Source organism: Acrocarpospora phusangensis (assembly GCF_016862995.1).
Taxonomy (GTDB): Bacteria; Actinomycetota; Actinomycetes; order Streptosporangiales; family Streptosporangiaceae; genus Acrocarpospora; species Acrocarpospora phusangensis.
The window spans coordinates 109,304-124,370 of the sequence record NZ_BOOA01000018.1 but is presented as its reverse complement, the minus strand read 5'-3'; the positions used below and the strand labels follow the sequence as shown (position 1 = coordinate 124,370).

Below are 15,067 nucleotides of genomic sequence, written 5' to 3'. Positions count from 1 at the left end.
CCAGGCCGGGCGCGAGCCGTACCGGCTCGCCCTCGATGGCGAGGGTGACGCGCAGGCCGGAGTTGTGGACCGTGGAGATCAGGCTCTGCACCAGGTCGAGGCCGGGCTGGGGCAGCGCCTCGTCCTGGGGCATGCGGAGCGCGCCCAGCATGATGCGCAGCTCGTTGACGGCCTCCCGGCCGGACTGCTCGATGCCCAGCAGCACCGGATTCTCCCCGCCCTGGGTACGGCGCAGCGCCCCCGCCTGCATGACCATCATGCTGACGCTGTGCGCGACCACGTCGTGCAGCTCCCTGGCGATCCGGTTACGCTCGGCCGCGACCGCCTCCATGGCCCGGCGCTCCCGTTCGACCTCCAGCTGGACCGCGCGCTCGGCCAGGCGGCGCAGCCGCACCAGGTAGCCGCGGAGCCCGAGCCCGGTCAGGTAGGCGAAGCTGAAAAGGACTGTAAGGAAAATTACCTCTTCGATGGGCAGCGCCCGGTGGTCCACGGCCCCGGAATCGAAGACCAGAATTCCGGCCAGAGCCCACAGACCCCCAGGCCGGAGGGGTAGCCCGGCCCCCAGCGTGTGGAAGACGATCAGCAGCGAGATGAGCTGGTGAACCTGACAGGTCTCGTGACCCTGCCGATGCCACACGTATTGCAGGATTACCATGGCGATGAACACCACAACGGGCGATTTACCGCGGAAAGCCAGCAGAATCCCGGCGATGACGGCTTGGGGGATCCACCACAGCTGAGGGTTCTGGTCCGCGCCGTGGGCGGTCGCTGTGGTGAGCGCCTCGACGACGCCGATCGCCGCCACGGCGGCGCCGATGAGGAGATCCACCTTCGAGATGCGGAGGGCCATGGGGGCAGATTAATCTGTCCGCGACATCCGGCGTAGTGCTCGATGAACCGCTTCAATCCGTTTACAAGTGGTTTGCAAGCGCATGCTTGATCCTTGGCGGGTATCAACTGAATGTCGTCACCGTGGGAGCCCTTGTCGGCCACTCGGCGCACTGCGAGTCTAGATCTGTTCCGATCCGAAGAGGAGGCGGAGATGCCCCGCCTAGCGGTCATAGCGGGGCTCGGCGCCCTTGGCATGTTAACCATGCCCATGCTGCACCCCCACCCCAGCGGCTCGACGGACCGGGTGACACCGGGGGCCGTGCGGGTGGAGTCCGAGTCCCATGTCTCGATCACGCTGTTCGACGACCGCAGCCAGCTGCAGCAGGTCGTCCGAGAGTACGACACCGAACTCGCCGACGGGAGTGGTTTCACCGTTACTCCTGACGGAGTGATCGTGACGGCCACCTCGGTGGTCCAGTCAGACCGCGACGCGCGGATCTACGCGGCCAACCGGGTCTTCGCCGAATACTTCAAGGTCAAGATCCCGGCCGACTTCGAGCGGCACACGATCTCCGACCCCGATCTGAACATCAGGCTCCAGGCCTGCTACCCGCCGCGTACGCAGAACTCCACCTGCAACGCCACCGTGACCACGACGGTGACCGCGTACCCGTACCTGCAGCCGCCGCTGCCGCAGGGGCTCAAGGCGGAGATCCTGCACACCGGCGACTCGCCGGTGGCCCCGGCCGTGCTGAAGGTGGACCCGAGCGGCAAGGAGGGGCTGCCCACGGTGCCGCTGGGGACCGTGCTGGGCACCTCCGTGGAGTCCATCGACTTCATGACGCTGGCCACGCCGCCGTCCGCGAAGGCGCCGCCGAAGCTGGACACGGCGCACTTCGAGCCGGCGGGCAGCCGGTCCTTCAAGAAGGAGGACCAGCCCAAGGTCGACAAGCTCATCGCCGCCGGTCACTCCCAGGGCGCGGCGGTCATCGACGACTACAAGAGCGAAGTGGTCGGGCTGCTGGCCGGAGGCGGCGAGCTGCCGCCGACCGTGACGCCCGTGGAGGAGATCAGGACCGCCCTGGTCGCGGCCGGGGTGACGCCGCGCCGCGGGCCGGTGGACGTGGTGTTCGAGAGCGCGCTGGCCTCCTACCACAACAAGCTCTACGGGGCCTCCATCCCGGTCCTGCAGTCGGTGCTGTCCAAGCGGCAGGACCACGCGGTGGCCATCGAGTACCTGCGCATCGCCCAGTCCAAGGCGGGCACGGCCGAGGACGCGGCGAAGAAGAAGCCGAGCCCCTCTCCGGTGGCCAAGCAGAGCGGCGGCGTCTCGGCGTGGGTCTGGATCACCGGCGGGATCGTGCTGGTGGCGGCGGGTGTGGCGATAGCCGTACCGGTGCTGCTGAAGCGGCGGCGCGGCGGCGGGGACGGGAACGGCGGGGAGCGGTCGCTGGACAACGCGGCGATGGTCACCTCCTGGCCGGCCCAGACGGAGGTGTTCCGGGGCGCGATCGGCAGCCATCCGTCGATACCGCACCAGCCGCCGTCCGACATGTCGCCGCCGCTCGGGCAGGCCCAGCTCGGCCAGCCGATGCCCGTCCAGGTCGGCCAGCTGGGGGCGCAGAAGTTCTGCACCCAGTGCGGCATGCGGCTCGGTCACGCCCACCGGTTCTGCGGCTTCTGCGGCCACGCGGCGGACATGCCATGAGCGACTCCCCGATCCCCGCCCTGGTCGGCCAGCAGCTGGGCGACTACACGATCGAGGCCGTCATCGGCCGGGGCGGCATGGCCACCGTCTACCGGGCCCGCGACCAGCGGCTCGGCCGGGCGGTGGCGCTCAAGATCCTGGCCCCGCAACTGGCCCACGACGCCCGCTTCCGCGACCGGTTCGTCCGCGAGTCCCGGCTGGTGGCGAGCATCGACCATCCGCACATCATCCCGATCTACGAGGCCAGCGAGAGCGAGGACCTGCTCTTCATCGCGATGCGCTACGTGGAGGGCAGCGACATGCGCCGGCTGGTGCAGACGCAGGGGCCGCTGCCGGTGGCCCGCGCCAACCGGCTGTTCGCGCAGATCGCCTCGGCGCTGGACGCGGCGCACGCCAACGGCCTGGTGCACCGGGACGTGAAACCGGCCAACATCCTGGTGACCGAGGCCGACCACGTCTACCTGACCGACTTCGGGCTGACCAAGAGCGCCTCCGCGGAGGCCGGGCTGACCAGCCACGGCCACTTCATGGGCACGCCGCGCTACGTCGCGCCCGAGCAGATCCGCGGGCTGCCCGTGGACGGCCGCAGCGACGGGTACGCCTTCGCCTGCGTCGTCTACGAGGCCCTCACCGGCCAGCCGCCCTTCCAGCGGGACACCGAGCTGGCCCTGCTGTACGCGCACGTGTCGCACGACCCGCCGCCGCTGACGCCCTACCGGCCGGACCTGCCGCACGGGGTCAACCAGGTGATGCAGCGGGCGCTGGCCAAGTCGCCGGTGGACCGCTACCCGACCTGCACGGCGTTCGTGACCGCGCTCCGGGACGCGATCAGCGGCGTGGAGACCGACCAGCCGAGCCAGTCGTCGGTACGGAGCTGGCCTCCGCCCGGCACCCAGTCGACTCCCTACTACCCGCAGCAGCCGTACCCGGGGCCGACGTCGAATCCGCCGGTGTCGTACCCGTCGGTGTCATCGCATCCGTCGCATCCCTCCCACCCGTCGCATCCGTCGCAGGTGTCGTACCCGTACGGGCAGCACCCGTCCTACCCGACGTACGCGCCGCAGACGATCGTGCCCGTCAAGAAGAAGTTCCCGCTGGCGGCCGTCATCGGCGGGGTGACGGCGCTGAGCGTGGTGGCGGCGGCCATCGTGTACGTGGTCTCGCAGAGCGGCGGCGACCAGAACGCGCCCTGGAACACCTATCCGGGGAACGTGGCGGCGCCGTTCAAGTTCAGTTACCCGGGCACGTGGACGCTGAAGGAGTACACCGACCAGCACGTGACGGCCGCGGCCGCCGTGGAGGAGTTCGACGGCCTGTTCGCGGTGCCCGGCAACACGGACTGGTCGGCCGTGAACCCGATCATCCAGAGTGCCCCGAACCGCGCCACCGGCATGGTCGCCCAGACGACCGAGACCATCAGCACCTCCAACTCGACCGAGGACCTCCAGACCGGCCTCCAGGCCACCCTGCCCGGCTCGGTCGCCATCCCGGGCGCCCCCGTCGCCACCTCGGTGGACGGCCAGCCCGCGTTCAAGCTCACCGGCGTGCTCAGCGACGGCGCCGGCACCGGCCGCCTGGACTTCCGGTCCTTCCTGGTGGCCAGGACCGGCAAGCCGTCCGCGCTGATCACGTTCTTCTGCCCCACGGCCAAGTGCGACGACAGCGTGATCAACACGGTCATCAACAGCGTCAAGTTCACCGGCTGAGCACGGCTTCCGGCCCCGCCCCGCGATCAGCCGGGCGGGGCTGACCTGTTCCCCGGGCGTTCGAGGTGGACCGCCGGCCGGCCGTACGGGCGGGTGATCCGCACGTGCGCGTGGAAGTGGGCGGTCACGAGGTCCTCGGTGAGCACCTGGCCGGGCGGGCCGGAGGCGGCGGTGCGGCCCTTCGAGAGCAGGAGGAGGGTGTCGGCGTACTGGCCGGCCAGGGTGAGGTCGTGGAGGGTGGTGACCACGGTGAGGCCGTCGGCCAGGCGGAGGCGGTCCAGGAGTTCGAGGACCTGCTGCTGGTGGCCGAGGTCCAGGGCGGTGGTGGGCTCGTCCAGCAGGAGCACGGGGGCCTGCTGGGCGAGGGCGCGGGCGAGGACGACGCGCTGGCGTTCGCCGCCGGAGAGACGGCCGAGCGGGCGGGCGGCGAGCTCGCTCAGGTCCAGCCGGGCCAGGACCGAGCGGGTCACGTCACGGTCGTGCGCGGTCTCCCCCGCCAGGTACGGGATGTACGGAGTGCGCCCGAGCAGGGCGTAGTCGGCCACGGTCATGTCCGGGGGCAGGACCGGGTTCTGCGGCGCGTACGCGATCAGGCGGGCCCGCTCGCGGGGTCTCAGACCGCGCACGTCGCGCCCCTGGACCAGCACCTCGCCCTGGTGCGGAACCAGCCCCAGCACGGCCTTCAGGAGGGTGGACTTGCCCGCGCCGTTGGGCCCGATGACGGCCAGCCAGGCCCCGGCGGGCACGGACAGGCCGACATCCGTGAGGATCTGCCGCCCGCCGAGCCGCACCCCGACCCCGCGCGCCCCGATCACGTCTCCACCCGCCGGGTCAGCCGGAGCACCAGCACGAAGAACGGCGCGCCGACGAACGCGGTCACCACCCCGATGGGCAGTTCCGCGGGCGCCAGGACGGTCCTGGCCACCAGGTCCGCGACCACCAGGAAGGCCGCCCCGCCCAGCAGCGACAGCGGCAGCACGATCCGGTACGACCAGCCCGCCAGCCGCCGCACCACATGCGGCACGACGATCCCCACGAACGCGATCAGCCCGCTCACCGCCACGGCCGCCGCCGTCGCCAGGGACGCGGCCAGCAGCACCGCGAACCTGACCCGGCGCGCGTGCAGCCCCAGGCTGGCGGCCTCCTCGTCGCCCACCGCGAGCACGTCCAGCAATCGCCCGTGCGCCAGCATCACCACGACGGAGACCAGCGCGTACGGCGCGACCATGGCGAGCTGGGGCCAGCCGCCGCCGACGTCCCCGAGGATCCACGCGTACACCCGCTGCAGCTCCTCCACCTTGAGCTGCTGCACGAACGTCTGCACGGCCGTCAGGAACGAGGTCACGGCGACCCCGGCCAGCACGAGCGTGGCCGTGCCGCCGCCGCGCCCGGCCGTGTTCCCCAGCGCGTACGCCAGGAGGACCCCGCCGACCGCCCCCGCGAAGGCGGCCACCGGCACCGCCCCCGAGTCCCCCAGCGCCACGATCACCACGGTCACCGTCAGCCCGGCCCCGGCCGCCGCGCCCAGCAGGTACGGATCGGCCAGCGGGTTGCGGAACACCCCCTGGTACCCGGCTCCCGCGATGGCCAGCAGCCCGCCGACCAGCGCGGCCAGCAGCACCCGGGGCACCCGCAGCTCGAACAGCACGCCCTGCTCGACCGGGAGCAGGCCCGAGTCGAGGGACACGAAGGGCAGCCGGTCGAGCAGCGCGTACAGGACGGAACCCGGGGACAGGCCCGCGGCGCCGGCGAGCAGGCCGGCCGCCATGCAGGCCAGCAGGAGGGCCGCCGCCGCGACCAGGGCCCAGCGCGTGCGGCCCGCTGTGCGGTTCACGCGATCAGCTCGCGGCCTTCTGCACGGCCTCGGCGATGGTCCTGGCCAGGTCGACGACCCTCGGCCCCCAGCGGGAGGCGACGTCGTCGTCGAGCTCCACGACCTGGCCGGCCTTGACGGCGGACAGCCCCGACCAGCCCGGACGCTTGGCGAGCGTGGCGGCGTTCTGGCCGCAGCACTTGGTGTCCGCCAGGAAGATCAGGTCGGGGTCGGCCTTGGCGACGAACTCGGCGGAGAGCTCGGGGTAGCCGCCGGCCGCGTCCGGGGCCTCGTCGGCGATGTTCTCCAGGCCGAACAGCCCGTAGATCTGGCCGATGAAGGTGCCCGAGGTCGCGGAGTAGGGGACGACGTCCAGTTCGTGGTAGTAGGTCAGGCCCGTGCCCTTGGGGGTGGCCGTGACCAGCTGCTCCAGCTCGTTCCTCATGCCGGTCACCAGGTCGGTGGCCTGGCGGGCGTTGCCGGTGGCCAGGCCCAGGTCGGCGATCTCGTCGTAGGCGGCGTCCAGGTTCGTGGCGGCCGGTTCGAGGAGGACGGGCACGCCGACCTTGCCCAGGCCGGCCAGCACGCCCTCCAGGTCGTTGGAGAGGATCACCAGGTCGGGCTTCTGGGCGATGATCGCCTCGACGTTGGGCTTGAAGCCGGAGAGCTCGGTCCTGGGGGCCTCCGCCGGGTGGGTGGACTGGTCGTCCACCGCGACCACCTGCGGGCCCGCGCCGATCGCGTACAGGGTCTCGGTGGCCGTCGGCGAGAGCGACACGATCCTGGCCGGGCGCCGGGCGATGGTGATCGAGCCGTTGCCGGCCTTCACGGTCACCGGGAATCCGCCCGCCGCCGGGGCGGCAGGGGCGGCAGGGGCGGCCGGGGTGGCCGGGGGTGCGGCGGTCTCGGCCGGCCGGCCGCATCCGGCCAGCAGCAGCACACCCAGGAACGCGCCCGCCAGAACCGTGGGCCTCAACGTGATCCTCCAGAAAGTCGCCAGCGATTGCGATCGGCAACCGTACCAACCAGCCGATCACGCATTTCGGCCAGGTCCGGACATATCTGGATAGTGTGAAGCGCGTGAGCGGGGTCCGGCAGCGCGCGGGGACGGCCGTCCGGGCCACCGGGCGGCTGCTGCTCGGGCTCCTGCTGGTGCCGGTCTGCGTACTCGGGCTGGTCCTGTTCGCGCTGACGTTCCTGTCCAGCGCGACCTTCATCGGGCTGATCATCCTGCCGTACGCGGTGCGCCTCAACCGGGGGATCGCCGGGCTCGGCCGCAGGCTAGCGGCGGGCTGGCAGGGCCGTCCCGTCCCGGCCGCGTACGTGCCGATCAAAGGCGGCGTGCTGGCCCGCGCCCGCGCCGTCCTCGGCGACCCGATGACCTGGCGGGACATCGGCTGGATCGCCAGCCACATCGTCACCGGAATCCTGCTGGCCGGGCTCGGCCTGGGCGTCTGGGGCACCCTCGGCTTCGACCTGTCGCTGCCCCTCTGGTGGTCGGCTCCGCTCCCCGAGCACGCCGTCTACCTGGCCGGCTTCGCCCTGGACAGCTGGCCCCGGGTGCTGCTCACCATCCCCGCCCACTTCGCCGCCGTCGCGGTCGCCGGGTCGTTCGTCCTGCCCTGGCTGGCCACCGCGCAGGCCGCCCTCATCCGGGCCATCCTGGCCACGCCCGAGCGGATCCTGCTGGCCGAACGCGTGGCCGTGCTCACCGAGACCCGTACGGCCGCCCTGGACGCGCACGGCGCCGAGCTGCGCCGGATCGAACGCGACCTGCACGACGGCGCGCAGGCCCGGCTGGTGTCCATCGCGATGCGCCTGGGCGTCGCCGAGCGCCTGCTGCCCGCCGACCCGGCGCGGGCCGCCCAGCTCATCGCGGAGGCCCGGCTGAGCACCGAGGAGACGATGACCGAGCTGCGGGACATCATCCGCGGCATGTACCCGCCGATCCTGGGCGACCGCGGCCTGCCGGGCGCGGTGGCGGCGCTGGCCGCGCGCTGCCCGGTGCCGGTGACGGCGACCGTGGCCGGCGTGGACCGGCTGCCCGCCGCGGTCGAGGCGGCGGCCTACTTCGTCATCGCCGAGGCGCTCACCAACGTGGCCAGGCACAGCGCCGCCGCCGGAGCCGCCGTGCACGTGCACGGCGACCCGGCCACCCTGACCCTGCGGGTGAGCGACGACGGCCGGGGCGGCGCGGACGAGGCGTCCGGCACCGGCCTGGCGGGCATCCGCCGCCGCGTCGCCGCCCTGGACGGCAGGACCGACCTGTCCAGCCCGCCCGGCGGGCCCACCACCCTCACCGTGGAGCTGCCGTGCGGGTAGTCATCGTCGAGGACAACGTGCTGCTGGCCGAGGGCCTGGCCCTGCTGCTGCGCACCGAGGGCCACCAGGTGGCGGCCACCGTCGGCACCGCGGACGCCTTCCTGGCCGCGGTCGAGGAACACCGGCCGGACATCGCCGTGGTGGACGTACGGCTGCCGCCCGCCTTCCGCGACGAGGGCGTGCGGGCCGCCGTCGAGGTGCGCCGCCGCCACCCCGCGCAGCCGATCCTGGTGCTCTCCCAGTACGTCGAGCAGACCTACGCCACCGAACTGCTGGCCGGGGGCGGCGGCGGCATCGGCTACCTGCTGAAGGACCGGGTCAGCCGGGTCTCCGAGTTCGTGGACGCGCTGGCCAGGGTGGCCGCCGGGGGCACCGCGATGGACCCGGAGGTGATCGCGCAGCTGCTCACCCGCCGCCACGCCGGCCATCCGGTGTCCACGCTCTCCCCGCGCGAGGCCGAGGTGCTGGGCCTGATGGCCGAGGGCCGCTCCAACGGCGACATCGCCGCCCTGCTCACGGTCACCGAGCGCGCGGTGCACAAGCACGTCGGCAACATCTTCATGAAACTCGGCCTGCCGCCCAGCGACAGCGGCCACCGCCGGGTGCTGGCCGTGCTGAGCTACCTGTCGGCGGTGTAGCCCGGTTTGGCGGTGTAGCCCGCTACACCCCTGGGGGTGCCCGGCAGCGCACGATCAAGACGGGGGCAGGCTGCGCCGCGCGGAAGGGCGCGAACCGGGACGCTTGGGGAGTCGATCTCTCCGAAGGTGAACCCCATGTCGCTGACCATGCTCCCCCCGTCCGTCCCCGCCGTCTCCCCGGTCCCCAGGGACCGGTTCATCGACGTGCTGCGGGTGCTCGGCATGGCGCTCGTCGTCGTCCAGCACTGGACCATGCCGGTCATCGGCTACGCCGGGGGCGTCCTCAGCACCGGCAACGCGCTGGCCGCGATCCCGCTGGTCACCTGGCTGAGCCAGGTGATGCCGCTGGTGTTCTTCGCGGGCGGCGCCGCCAACGCGATCAGCTTCCGCCGGGCGGGCGACGGCTGGACGGCCAGGCGGATCGGGCGGCTGGGCTGGCCGGTGCTGCCGCTGGCGGCGGTCTGGCTGCCGCTGCCGTACCTGCTGGGCTGGCTGGGGGTGCCGGCGCAGCCGCTGGAGGTGGCGGCCAGGATCGTGGGGCAGCTGCTGTGGTTCCTGGCCGTGTACGTGCTCGCGGTGGTGGCCACGCCGTACCTGATCCGGTTGCGGGCGGGGGTGGTGCTGCCCGTGCTGGCCGGGGGCGCGGTGCTCACCGACGCGGTGCGGTTCGCGGGGTTCGAGCCCGCCGGCTACCTGAACGTGGCGTTCGTCTGGCTGGCCGTGCACCAGATCGGCTTCCTGTACGCCGAGGGCCGCCTGGCGTGGCTGTCCGGCTGCAGGGCCGCGGCGCTGGCGGTGGCGGGGTTCGCGATGGTGGCGGCGCTCGTGGCGGCGGGGCCGTACCCGGCGAGCATGATCGGGATGCCGGGGGCGGTGTCCAACATGGCGCCGCCGAGCGCCTGCCTGCTGGCGCTGTTCGCCGGGCAGCTGGGCCTGGCCATGCTGCTGCGCCCGGCACTGAACCGGCTGGCGGCGCGGCCCCGGCCGGGCGCGCTGCTGGGGTGGCTGGCGCCGCGGATGATGACGATCTACCTGTGGCACATGCCGGCGCTGGTGGCCGTGGCCGGGGTGGCGGTGGTCGGCCTCGGCGTGGACACGCCCGCGCCCGGGTCGGGCCCGTGGTGGGCGCTCGTCCCGGTCTGGCTGCTCTGCCTGGGCGGGCTGCTGTCCGTGCTGATCGCCGCGTTCGGCCGGTTCGAGCGGCCGCCGGCCTGGGTGGGCGGCTCGGCCGTGCTGGTCGGCGGCGCGCTCGCCACGCTGATGGTCACCGGTTTCCCGCCGGGCCCGGTGCCGGTCCTCGCCTCGGCAGCCCTGCTGCTCGGCCTGGTCAGGAGGCCAGCTGCCGTTCGGCGTCCTCGATGACGTGCTGGAGGCGCAGCCCGTGCCGCGCGTCCAGCGGGTGCCCGCCGCCGGCCCGTACGGTCGCCGCGAACGACTCCGTCAGCCGGGCGAAGATCCCGTCCCCGAGGTCGTCGCCGGACAGGGAGGCGGTGCCCCGCTCGCCGTACACGTGGATCGTGGCGGGCGGCAGCTCGCCCCGGGCGGCCATGCACAGCGAGGCCTCGCTGACCGCGCCGGTCTCGTGCTCCAGCAGCAGTCCCACCCAGCCGAGCGGGCTGCCGTGCGCGCGCACCCCGGCCACCGGCCCCAGCGCGGCGTCCAGCAGGTCGATCGTGTGCGGCCCGATGTCGAGGAGGGCGCCGCGCTCCAGCCGCCAGGGCGTCGCGAACGGCCCGCCGTGCAGGGCTCCGGAGATGTTCACCGCGTGACCGCCGAACGGCCGCAGCTCCCGCGCCTTGTCCAGGAAGGCCGTGGTCGCGGGCGAGTAGCGGAAGCTGAACACCATCTGGCTGGCCACGCCCGTCTCCTCGACGGCCTCCGCGAGCCGCCGCGCGCCCGCCAGGTCGGCCGCCAGCGGCTTCTCCAGCAGCAGCGCCTTCCCGGCCCGCGCCGCCACCACCGCCAGCTCGGCCTGGACGGCGGGCGGCACGCTGAACGCCACCGCCTCGCAGACCTCCAGCAGCTCCTCGATCCGCGCGAACGACGGCACGCCGTACCTGCCCGCCAGTTCCGCCGCCGCCTCCGGCCGCCGGGCCCACACGCCCGCCAGCCGGGTGTGCGGCCCCTTCGCCAGCTCCGGCGCGTGCACCATGTCCGCCCACGGACCCGCCCCGACCAGCCCCACAGAAACCGGCTCCACCGCCGCCTCCCTCATCAGATCACCCAGACCCTATCCACCCGTATTGAGTACGGGGATACTCACGCCCCCGTGCCCGCCCCGCGTGACCCTGACGCTATGACGAGCCTCGACACAACCCCCCGCTCCGGCGCCGACACCTTCGCCCGCTACGCCATGGTCGCCGGAGCCTTCCTGTCCCCCCTGCTCATCGCCCTCGCCCTGCTCCTGTCCCCCATCCCGATCGGCGTCGAGGGCGAACCGTACGTCCAGGAATTCGCCGCCGCCGTCGACAGCTACCCCACCTCGGCCTGGCTGGGCGCGCTGAGCGCGGTCCTGCTCGTGCCCGGCCTGCTCGGCGCGGCCCGGGTGGCCCGGTCGGGCAAGCCGGTCCTGGGGCTGGCCGGCCTGATCCTGGCGTTCACACTGGCCCTGCCGACCGGCAACAGCGACGACGTGATCTACGCGGCGCTGAAGAGCGGCGTCGACCAGGCCACCACGGTCAGGCTGCTGGACGCGTACGAGAACGCCCTGCCGACGTCCGTGCTGGGCGCGAGCTTCTTCCTGGGCCTGATCGGCGCGGTCCTGCTCGGGATCGCCGTGCTGCTCGGCCGGTCCGCGCCCGTCTGGGCGGGCGCCACGCTGGCGGTCGCGCCGATCCTCATCCCGGTGGCCTGGTTCGCGGGGCTGCCGACGATCGCGGCGGTCATCCCGTGGGCGCTGTTCGCGATCGGCCTCGGCGGGGTGACGCTCCCGCTCCTCGGCGACCGGCGCCGATGACGCGGATGAGCCCGCCGGGCCGGGGCATGATGGGAGACCTATGGAACTCATACTGCTGCGGCACGGCGAGACCGAATGGAGCAGGGCGGGCCGGCACACCGGCCGGACCGACCTGCCGCTGACCGAGCACGGCGAGGCGCAGGCCAAGCTGCTCGCCCCGCTGGTCGAGGGGCGCAGGTTCGACCTGGTCCTGGTCAGCCCGGCGCGGCGGGCCCGGCACACGGCCGAACTCGCCGGGTTCGCCTCCTACGAGGTCGAGCCGGACCTGTGGGAATGGGACTACGGCGGCTACGAGGGCATCACCACGGCCGAGGTCAGGCAGTCCCGGCCGGGGTGGTATCTCTGGCGGGACGGCGTGGTGCCGGGCGACGAGGCCCATCCGGGCGAGGACATCGAACACGTCGGGCTGCGCGCGGACCGGGTGGTCGCCCGGGTGCTGGCGGCGATGCGGACCGGCCACGGCGAGCCGGGTCCCGCCATCGCGGTCGTGGCCCACGGCCACCTGCTGCGCGTGCTGGCCGCCCGCTGGCTCGGCCTGCCGCCCGCCGACGGGCGGCTGCTGCGCCTGGACACGGGCACCTACTCCACGCTCGGCCTGGAGCACGACCAGCACGTGATCCTGCGCTGGAACGCCCCGGCCGGCGGCTGAGGCGCCTGGTTCGAGGGGATGTGCGGAGCTACGCGGAGGCGACGGGCACCGGGGGCGCGGGCTGCGGACCCCGGCCGGTGAGCCACTCCAGGACCTTGCGGTGCCCTCGGCGGGCGTCCTCGAAGTGACCCCAGTGCCAGTACCTCGGCTGATCCCGCACACCGGTGACCCAGGTCCGATAGGCCACCGGTCGCGGCCGGCCGTCGCTCGGCTCCGTCGCCGACGCGACGCCGTACGTTCTGATCACGACGCGACCGCCGGGCGCGAAAAGCACGTCGTCCGCCACCGGGTACAGGGTCATCTGGTCCAGCATCACAAGCCCCCTCTTTGAGTGGGGTCTACTCTGCCGGATCCGTGTTACACCCCTCGCCCCGACGGGTTACGCGCGTGCGCGTCGTGTAAAAACGGCGTTACACGAGCAGGGTGTCGAATTCGCCGTCCTTGACCCCGAGCACCAGGGCGCGGATCTCGTCCCGGGTGTAGATCAGGGCGGGACCTTCGGGGAAACGGGAGTTCCGGACGGCCACACCGCCGTCGGGAAGCTCGGCGAGCTCCACGCAGTTGCCGGTGGAGTTGCTGTAGAGGCTCTTCCGCCATAGGACGCCGTAGAGGTCGTTCGACGGCATGCCGTTATATGTCTGCATACAAGTTCTCTCTCAGAAGATCTTCGAGCAGATCCCGGGTGCCGCCCGGCGTGGTGCTCTCCACGCACAGCTGTTCCATGGCCGTGAGGTACGGATCGATGTCCTCACGTTTGTCCAGGTACAGAGCACCCCAGAGTTGCTCGACATAGACCACGTCCGACAGGTCGGACTCCGGAAAGCGCAGGATCGTGAACGCCCCGCCTTCGGCAGCGTGCATCCCGAAGCGGAACGGCATCACCTGCAGCGTGATGTTGGGCAGCCTGGCCACCTCGAGCAGATGCTCGATCTGCTCGTGCATGATCTTCGGCCCCCCGATGGGCCGGCGGAGCGCCGCCTCGTCGATGACCGCCCACAGTCTCGGCCCGTCCTTCATCTTGAGCCGTTCCTGTCGCTGCATGCGCAGATGCACGCGCTGTTCGATCGTGCTCTCCGGGGCGTCCGGAAAACCGAGCTGGACGACGGCTCGCGTGTACGCGGCGGTCTGCAGCAGGCCGGGCACGAACTGCACCTCGTAGGTGCGGATCACACTCGCCGCCTCCTCCAGTCCCACGTACGTGACGAACCAGTTCGGCAGCACCTCGCCGAACTTGTGCCACCAACCCGGCGTGTTCGCCTCCCGGACCATCTCCAGGAGGCCACGTCGATCGGCGTCGTCTAGGACGCCGTACAGCGTGAGCAGGTCTTCGACATCACGTGTCTTGAATCCGACCCGCCCGAGCTCCATTCGACTGATCTTGGATTCGGAGGCGCGGATGTGGAATCCGGCCTCCTCTCGGGTGAGGTCCCGCTCCTCGCGCAGCCTCCGCAGGCTGGCGCCCAGCATGATGCGCCGAACAGTGGAGCCGGACCCCGGCGGATCGATGGACACGTGATCATTCCTCCGGTATGTGGACTGAACACCAGTCTGTCAAAGATCGCCCCCTCCGTCCCAGGGTCGTTTTGGTAAACCGTAGCGCGTGCCGCGCCCATATGCACGTGCATTCGCTATTGCACATGCACGGGAGCTTGCACCATCATGATCTCGTGCACTCCATGCTTCAGTGGTCCACGCTCGACTGGTGGCCCCCCGTGGGCTGGTGGCCGCACCCCGCGCGGGACCTGCTGGCCGGCGGCACGGGGTGTACGGCCAGCGCCACGTTCGTACTGCCCCCGCGCGCCGAGTCGATTCACTCGGCCAGAAGCTTCGCGATCGGCACCCTGACCGGCTGGGATCTGGCCGATCTGGCCGACAACATGGAACTCGTCGTCTCCGAACTCGCCACCAACGCGCTCCGCCACGGCATGGAGCTCGGGGCGCCCCGCCGCCGCGAGGTCATCCGTCTCTCCCTGGTCCGCCGCGGCTCCCTGGTCACGTGCGCCCTCACCGACCCCGGCTCCGCCGAACCGGTGATGCGCGACCCGTCCCCCTTCGAAGCCGGCGGCCTCGGCCTCCACATCGTCGAATCCCTGAGCGTGCGCTGGGGCTGGTGCCCGCTCACCCCCCAGGGCAAAGCAGTCTGGGCGGTTTTATCCGCATCTTTATCGGCATCGTAGCGGGATCATCCGCCGAGGGGCGTTCCCGTGCGGCCCGGACTCCACGGGAACGCCCCTTGGCGGATGAGACGGGTGTGGCGGATGGGGGTTTCCTCACGGGAATTCCCGGGCGTATATCCGGGAATCCCTTCCGATCGCGTCCTGGTGTGCTGAGGTGGAGTCGAGCACGCTGCGGGGAGGGAGCGGGAGAACAGGAGAATGACCTTTTCGGAGCGAACTGCGCAGAATATCTTGATCTCAAGTGCGTCTCCACCACCGCGGCTTCCC

16 protein-coding genes are annotated in these 15,067 nt (G+C 72.1%); 8 read left to right on the top strand and 8 right to left on the bottom strand.

Translation table 11 applies throughout. The annotated features are described in order from the left end of the window. The coding region (locus tag Aph01nite_RS13650) for a sensor histidine kinase (protein ID WP_204041217.1) at positions 1-850 on the bottom strand (850 nt) is incomplete at its 3' end. Between the two features lie 243 nt (positions 851-1,093). Between Aph01nite_RS13650 and Aph01nite_RS13645 the strand changes: the two genes are divergently transcribed. Both Aph01nite_RS13645 and Aph01nite_RS13640 read left to right on the top strand, forming a co-directional pair. Next, entirely contained in the window at positions 1,094-2,539 is a 1,446-nt protein-coding gene (locus tag Aph01nite_RS13645; RefSeq protein WP_204041216.1) for a hypothetical protein, read from the top strand. Next, positions 2,536-4,245, top strand: a complete 1,710-nt coding sequence (locus Aph01nite_RS13640) for a serine/threonine-protein kinase (protein ID WP_204041215.1) — start codon at positions 2,536-2,538, stop codon at positions 4,243-4,245. Before Aph01nite_RS13645 ends, Aph01nite_RS13640 begins: the two co-directional genes overlap by 4 nt. 26 nt (positions 4,246-4,271) lie before the next feature. Here the strand turns inward: Aph01nite_RS13640 and Aph01nite_RS13635 are convergent, their stop codons facing one another. The 3 genes from Aph01nite_RS13635 to Aph01nite_RS13625 form a co-directional block, all read right to left on the bottom strand. Next, positions 4,272-5,060, bottom strand: coding sequence for an ABC transporter ATP-binding protein (locus tag Aph01nite_RS13635; RefSeq protein WP_204041214.1), 789 nt, complete (start codon positions 5,058-5,060; stop codon positions 4,272-4,274). Beyond that, the gene (locus tag Aph01nite_RS13630) at positions 5,057-6,013 is read right to left on the bottom strand and encodes a FecCD family ABC transporter permease (RefSeq protein ID WP_204041227.1); all 957 of its coding nucleotides are present in this window, start codon (positions 6,011-6,013) and stop codon (positions 5,057-5,059) included. The genes Aph01nite_RS13635 and Aph01nite_RS13630 overlap by 4 nt, the downstream gene beginning before the upstream one ends. Positions 6,014-6,083: 70 nt before the next feature. Beyond that, the gene (locus Aph01nite_RS13625) at positions 6,084-7,034 is read right to left on the bottom strand and encodes an ABC transporter substrate-binding protein (protein ID WP_204041213.1); all 951 of its coding nucleotides are present in this window, start codon (positions 7,032-7,034) and stop codon (positions 6,084-6,086) included. Positions 7,035-7,138: 104 nt separating this feature from the next. Here Aph01nite_RS13625 and Aph01nite_RS13620 point away from each other — a divergent pair, with 104 nt between their 5' ends. The 3 genes from Aph01nite_RS13620 to Aph01nite_RS13610 all read left to right on the top strand — a co-directional run bounded on the left by Aph01nite_RS13620 (position 7,139) and on the right by Aph01nite_RS13610 (position 10,380). After that, positions 7,139-8,380: a sensor histidine kinase gene (locus tag Aph01nite_RS13620; RefSeq protein WP_204041212.1), complete on the top strand. Its 1,242-nt coding sequence runs from the start codon at positions 7,139-7,141 to the stop codon at positions 8,378-8,380. After that, positions 8,371-9,018 carry a response regulator transcription factor gene (locus Aph01nite_RS13615; protein WP_204041211.1) on the top strand — a complete coding sequence of 216 codons (648 nt, stop codon included), beginning with the start codon at positions 8,371-8,373 and terminating at the stop codon, positions 9,016-9,018. Before Aph01nite_RS13620 ends, Aph01nite_RS13615 begins: the two co-directional genes overlap by 10 nt. Positions 9,019-9,153: 135 nt before the next feature. Beyond that, positions 9,154-10,380 carry an acyltransferase family protein gene (locus Aph01nite_RS13610; RefSeq protein WP_204041210.1) on the top strand — a complete coding sequence of 409 codons (1,227 nt, stop codon included), beginning with the start codon at positions 9,154-9,156 and terminating at the stop codon, positions 10,378-10,380. On the opposite strand, the gene Aph01nite_RS13605 is transcribed toward Aph01nite_RS13610, so the two are convergent. Further along, a complete protein-coding gene (locus tag Aph01nite_RS13605) occupies positions 10,346-11,233 on the bottom strand; it encodes a Gfo/Idh/MocA family protein (protein ID WP_239161653.1) in 888 nt (295 codons plus the stop codon). The two genes, Aph01nite_RS13610 and Aph01nite_RS13605, sit on opposite strands and share 35 nt — an antisense overlap. A gap of 81 nt (positions 11,234-11,314) precedes the next feature. On the opposite strand from Aph01nite_RS13605, the gene Aph01nite_RS13600 reads away from it, so the two are divergent. Beyond that, positions 11,315-11,974 carry a hypothetical protein gene (locus Aph01nite_RS13600; protein WP_204041209.1) on the top strand — a complete coding sequence of 220 codons (660 nt, stop codon included), beginning with the start codon at positions 11,315-11,317 and terminating at the stop codon, positions 11,972-11,974. 40 nt (positions 11,975-12,014) lie between these two features. After that, positions 12,015-12,623, top strand: a complete 609-nt coding sequence (locus tag Aph01nite_RS13595) for a histidine phosphatase family protein (protein ID WP_204041208.1) — start codon at positions 12,015-12,017, stop codon at positions 12,621-12,623. Between the two features lie 28 nt (positions 12,624-12,651). Here the strand turns inward: Aph01nite_RS13595 and Aph01nite_RS13590 are convergent, their stop codons facing one another. The 3 genes from Aph01nite_RS13590 to Aph01nite_RS13580 form a co-directional block, all read right to left on the bottom strand. Then, complete coding sequence (locus Aph01nite_RS13590; protein ID WP_204041207.1) at positions 12,652-12,936, bottom strand: hypothetical protein; 285 nt, start codon at positions 12,934-12,936, stop codon at positions 12,652-12,654. Between the two features lie 97 nt (positions 12,937-13,033). Next, positions 13,034-13,267: a DUF397 domain-containing protein gene (locus Aph01nite_RS13585; protein ID WP_155347234.1), complete on the bottom strand. Its 234-nt coding sequence runs from the start codon at positions 13,265-13,267 to the stop codon at positions 13,034-13,036. Then, positions 13,254-14,090: a Sco1979 family transcriptional regulator gene (locus tag Aph01nite_RS13580; protein ID WP_204041225.1), complete on the bottom strand. Its 837-nt coding sequence runs from the start codon at positions 14,088-14,090 to the stop codon at positions 13,254-13,256. The genes Aph01nite_RS13585 and Aph01nite_RS13580 overlap by 14 nt, the downstream gene beginning before the upstream one ends. Positions 14,091-14,299: 209 nt before the next feature. Here Aph01nite_RS13580 and Aph01nite_RS13575 point away from each other — a divergent pair, with 209 nt between their 5' ends. Beyond that, a complete protein-coding gene (locus Aph01nite_RS13575; protein WP_204041224.1) occupies positions 14,300-14,800 on the top strand; it encodes an ATP-binding protein in 501 nt (166 codons plus the stop codon). Positions 14,801-15,067: the final 267 nt, after the last annotated feature.

Excerpts from the sequence above, each read along its gene's own strand:
- Aph01nite_RS13645 (WP_204041216.1), top strand. The coding sequence starts at position 1,094 with ATGCCCATGCTGCACCCCCACCCCAGCGGCTCGACGGACCGGGTGACA.
- Aph01nite_RS13640 (WP_204041215.1), top strand. The coding sequence starts at position 2,536 with ATGAGCGACTCCCCGATCCCCGCCCTGGTCGGCCAGCAGCTGGGCGAC.
- Aph01nite_RS13630 (WP_204041227.1), bottom strand. The coding sequence starts at position 6,013 with ATGGCGGCCGGCCTGCTCGCCGGCGCCGCGGGCCTGTCCCCGGGTTCC.
- Aph01nite_RS13610 (WP_204041210.1), top strand. The coding sequence starts at position 9,154 with ATGTCGCTGACCATGCTCCCCCCGTCCGTCCCCGCCGTCTCCCCGGTC.
- Aph01nite_RS13605 (WP_239161653.1), bottom strand. The coding sequence starts at position 11,233 with ATGAGGGAGGCGGCGGTGGAGCCGGTTTCTGTGGGGCTGGTCGGGGCG.
- Aph01nite_RS13600 (WP_204041209.1), top strand. The coding sequence starts at position 11,315 with ATGACGAGCCTCGACACAACCCCCCGCTCCGGCGCCGACACCTTCGCC.
- Aph01nite_RS13595 (WP_204041208.1), top strand. The coding sequence starts at position 12,015 with ATGGAACTCATACTGCTGCGGCACGGCGAGACCGAATGGAGCAGGGCG.
- Aph01nite_RS13590 (WP_204041207.1), bottom strand. The coding sequence starts at position 12,936 with ATGCTGGACCAGATGACCCTGTACCCGGTGGCGGACGACGTGCTTTTC.
- Aph01nite_RS13585 (WP_155347234.1), bottom strand. The coding sequence starts at position 13,267 with ATGCAGACATATAACGGCATGCCGTCGAACGACCTCTACGGCGTCCTA.
- Aph01nite_RS13580 (WP_204041225.1), bottom strand. The coding sequence starts at position 14,090 with ATGCTGGGCGCCAGCCTGCGGAGGCTGCGCGAGGAGCGGGACCTCACC.
- Aph01nite_RS13575 (WP_204041224.1), top strand. The coding sequence starts at position 14,300 with ATGCTTCAGTGGTCCACGCTCGACTGGTGGCCCCCCGTGGGCTGGTGG.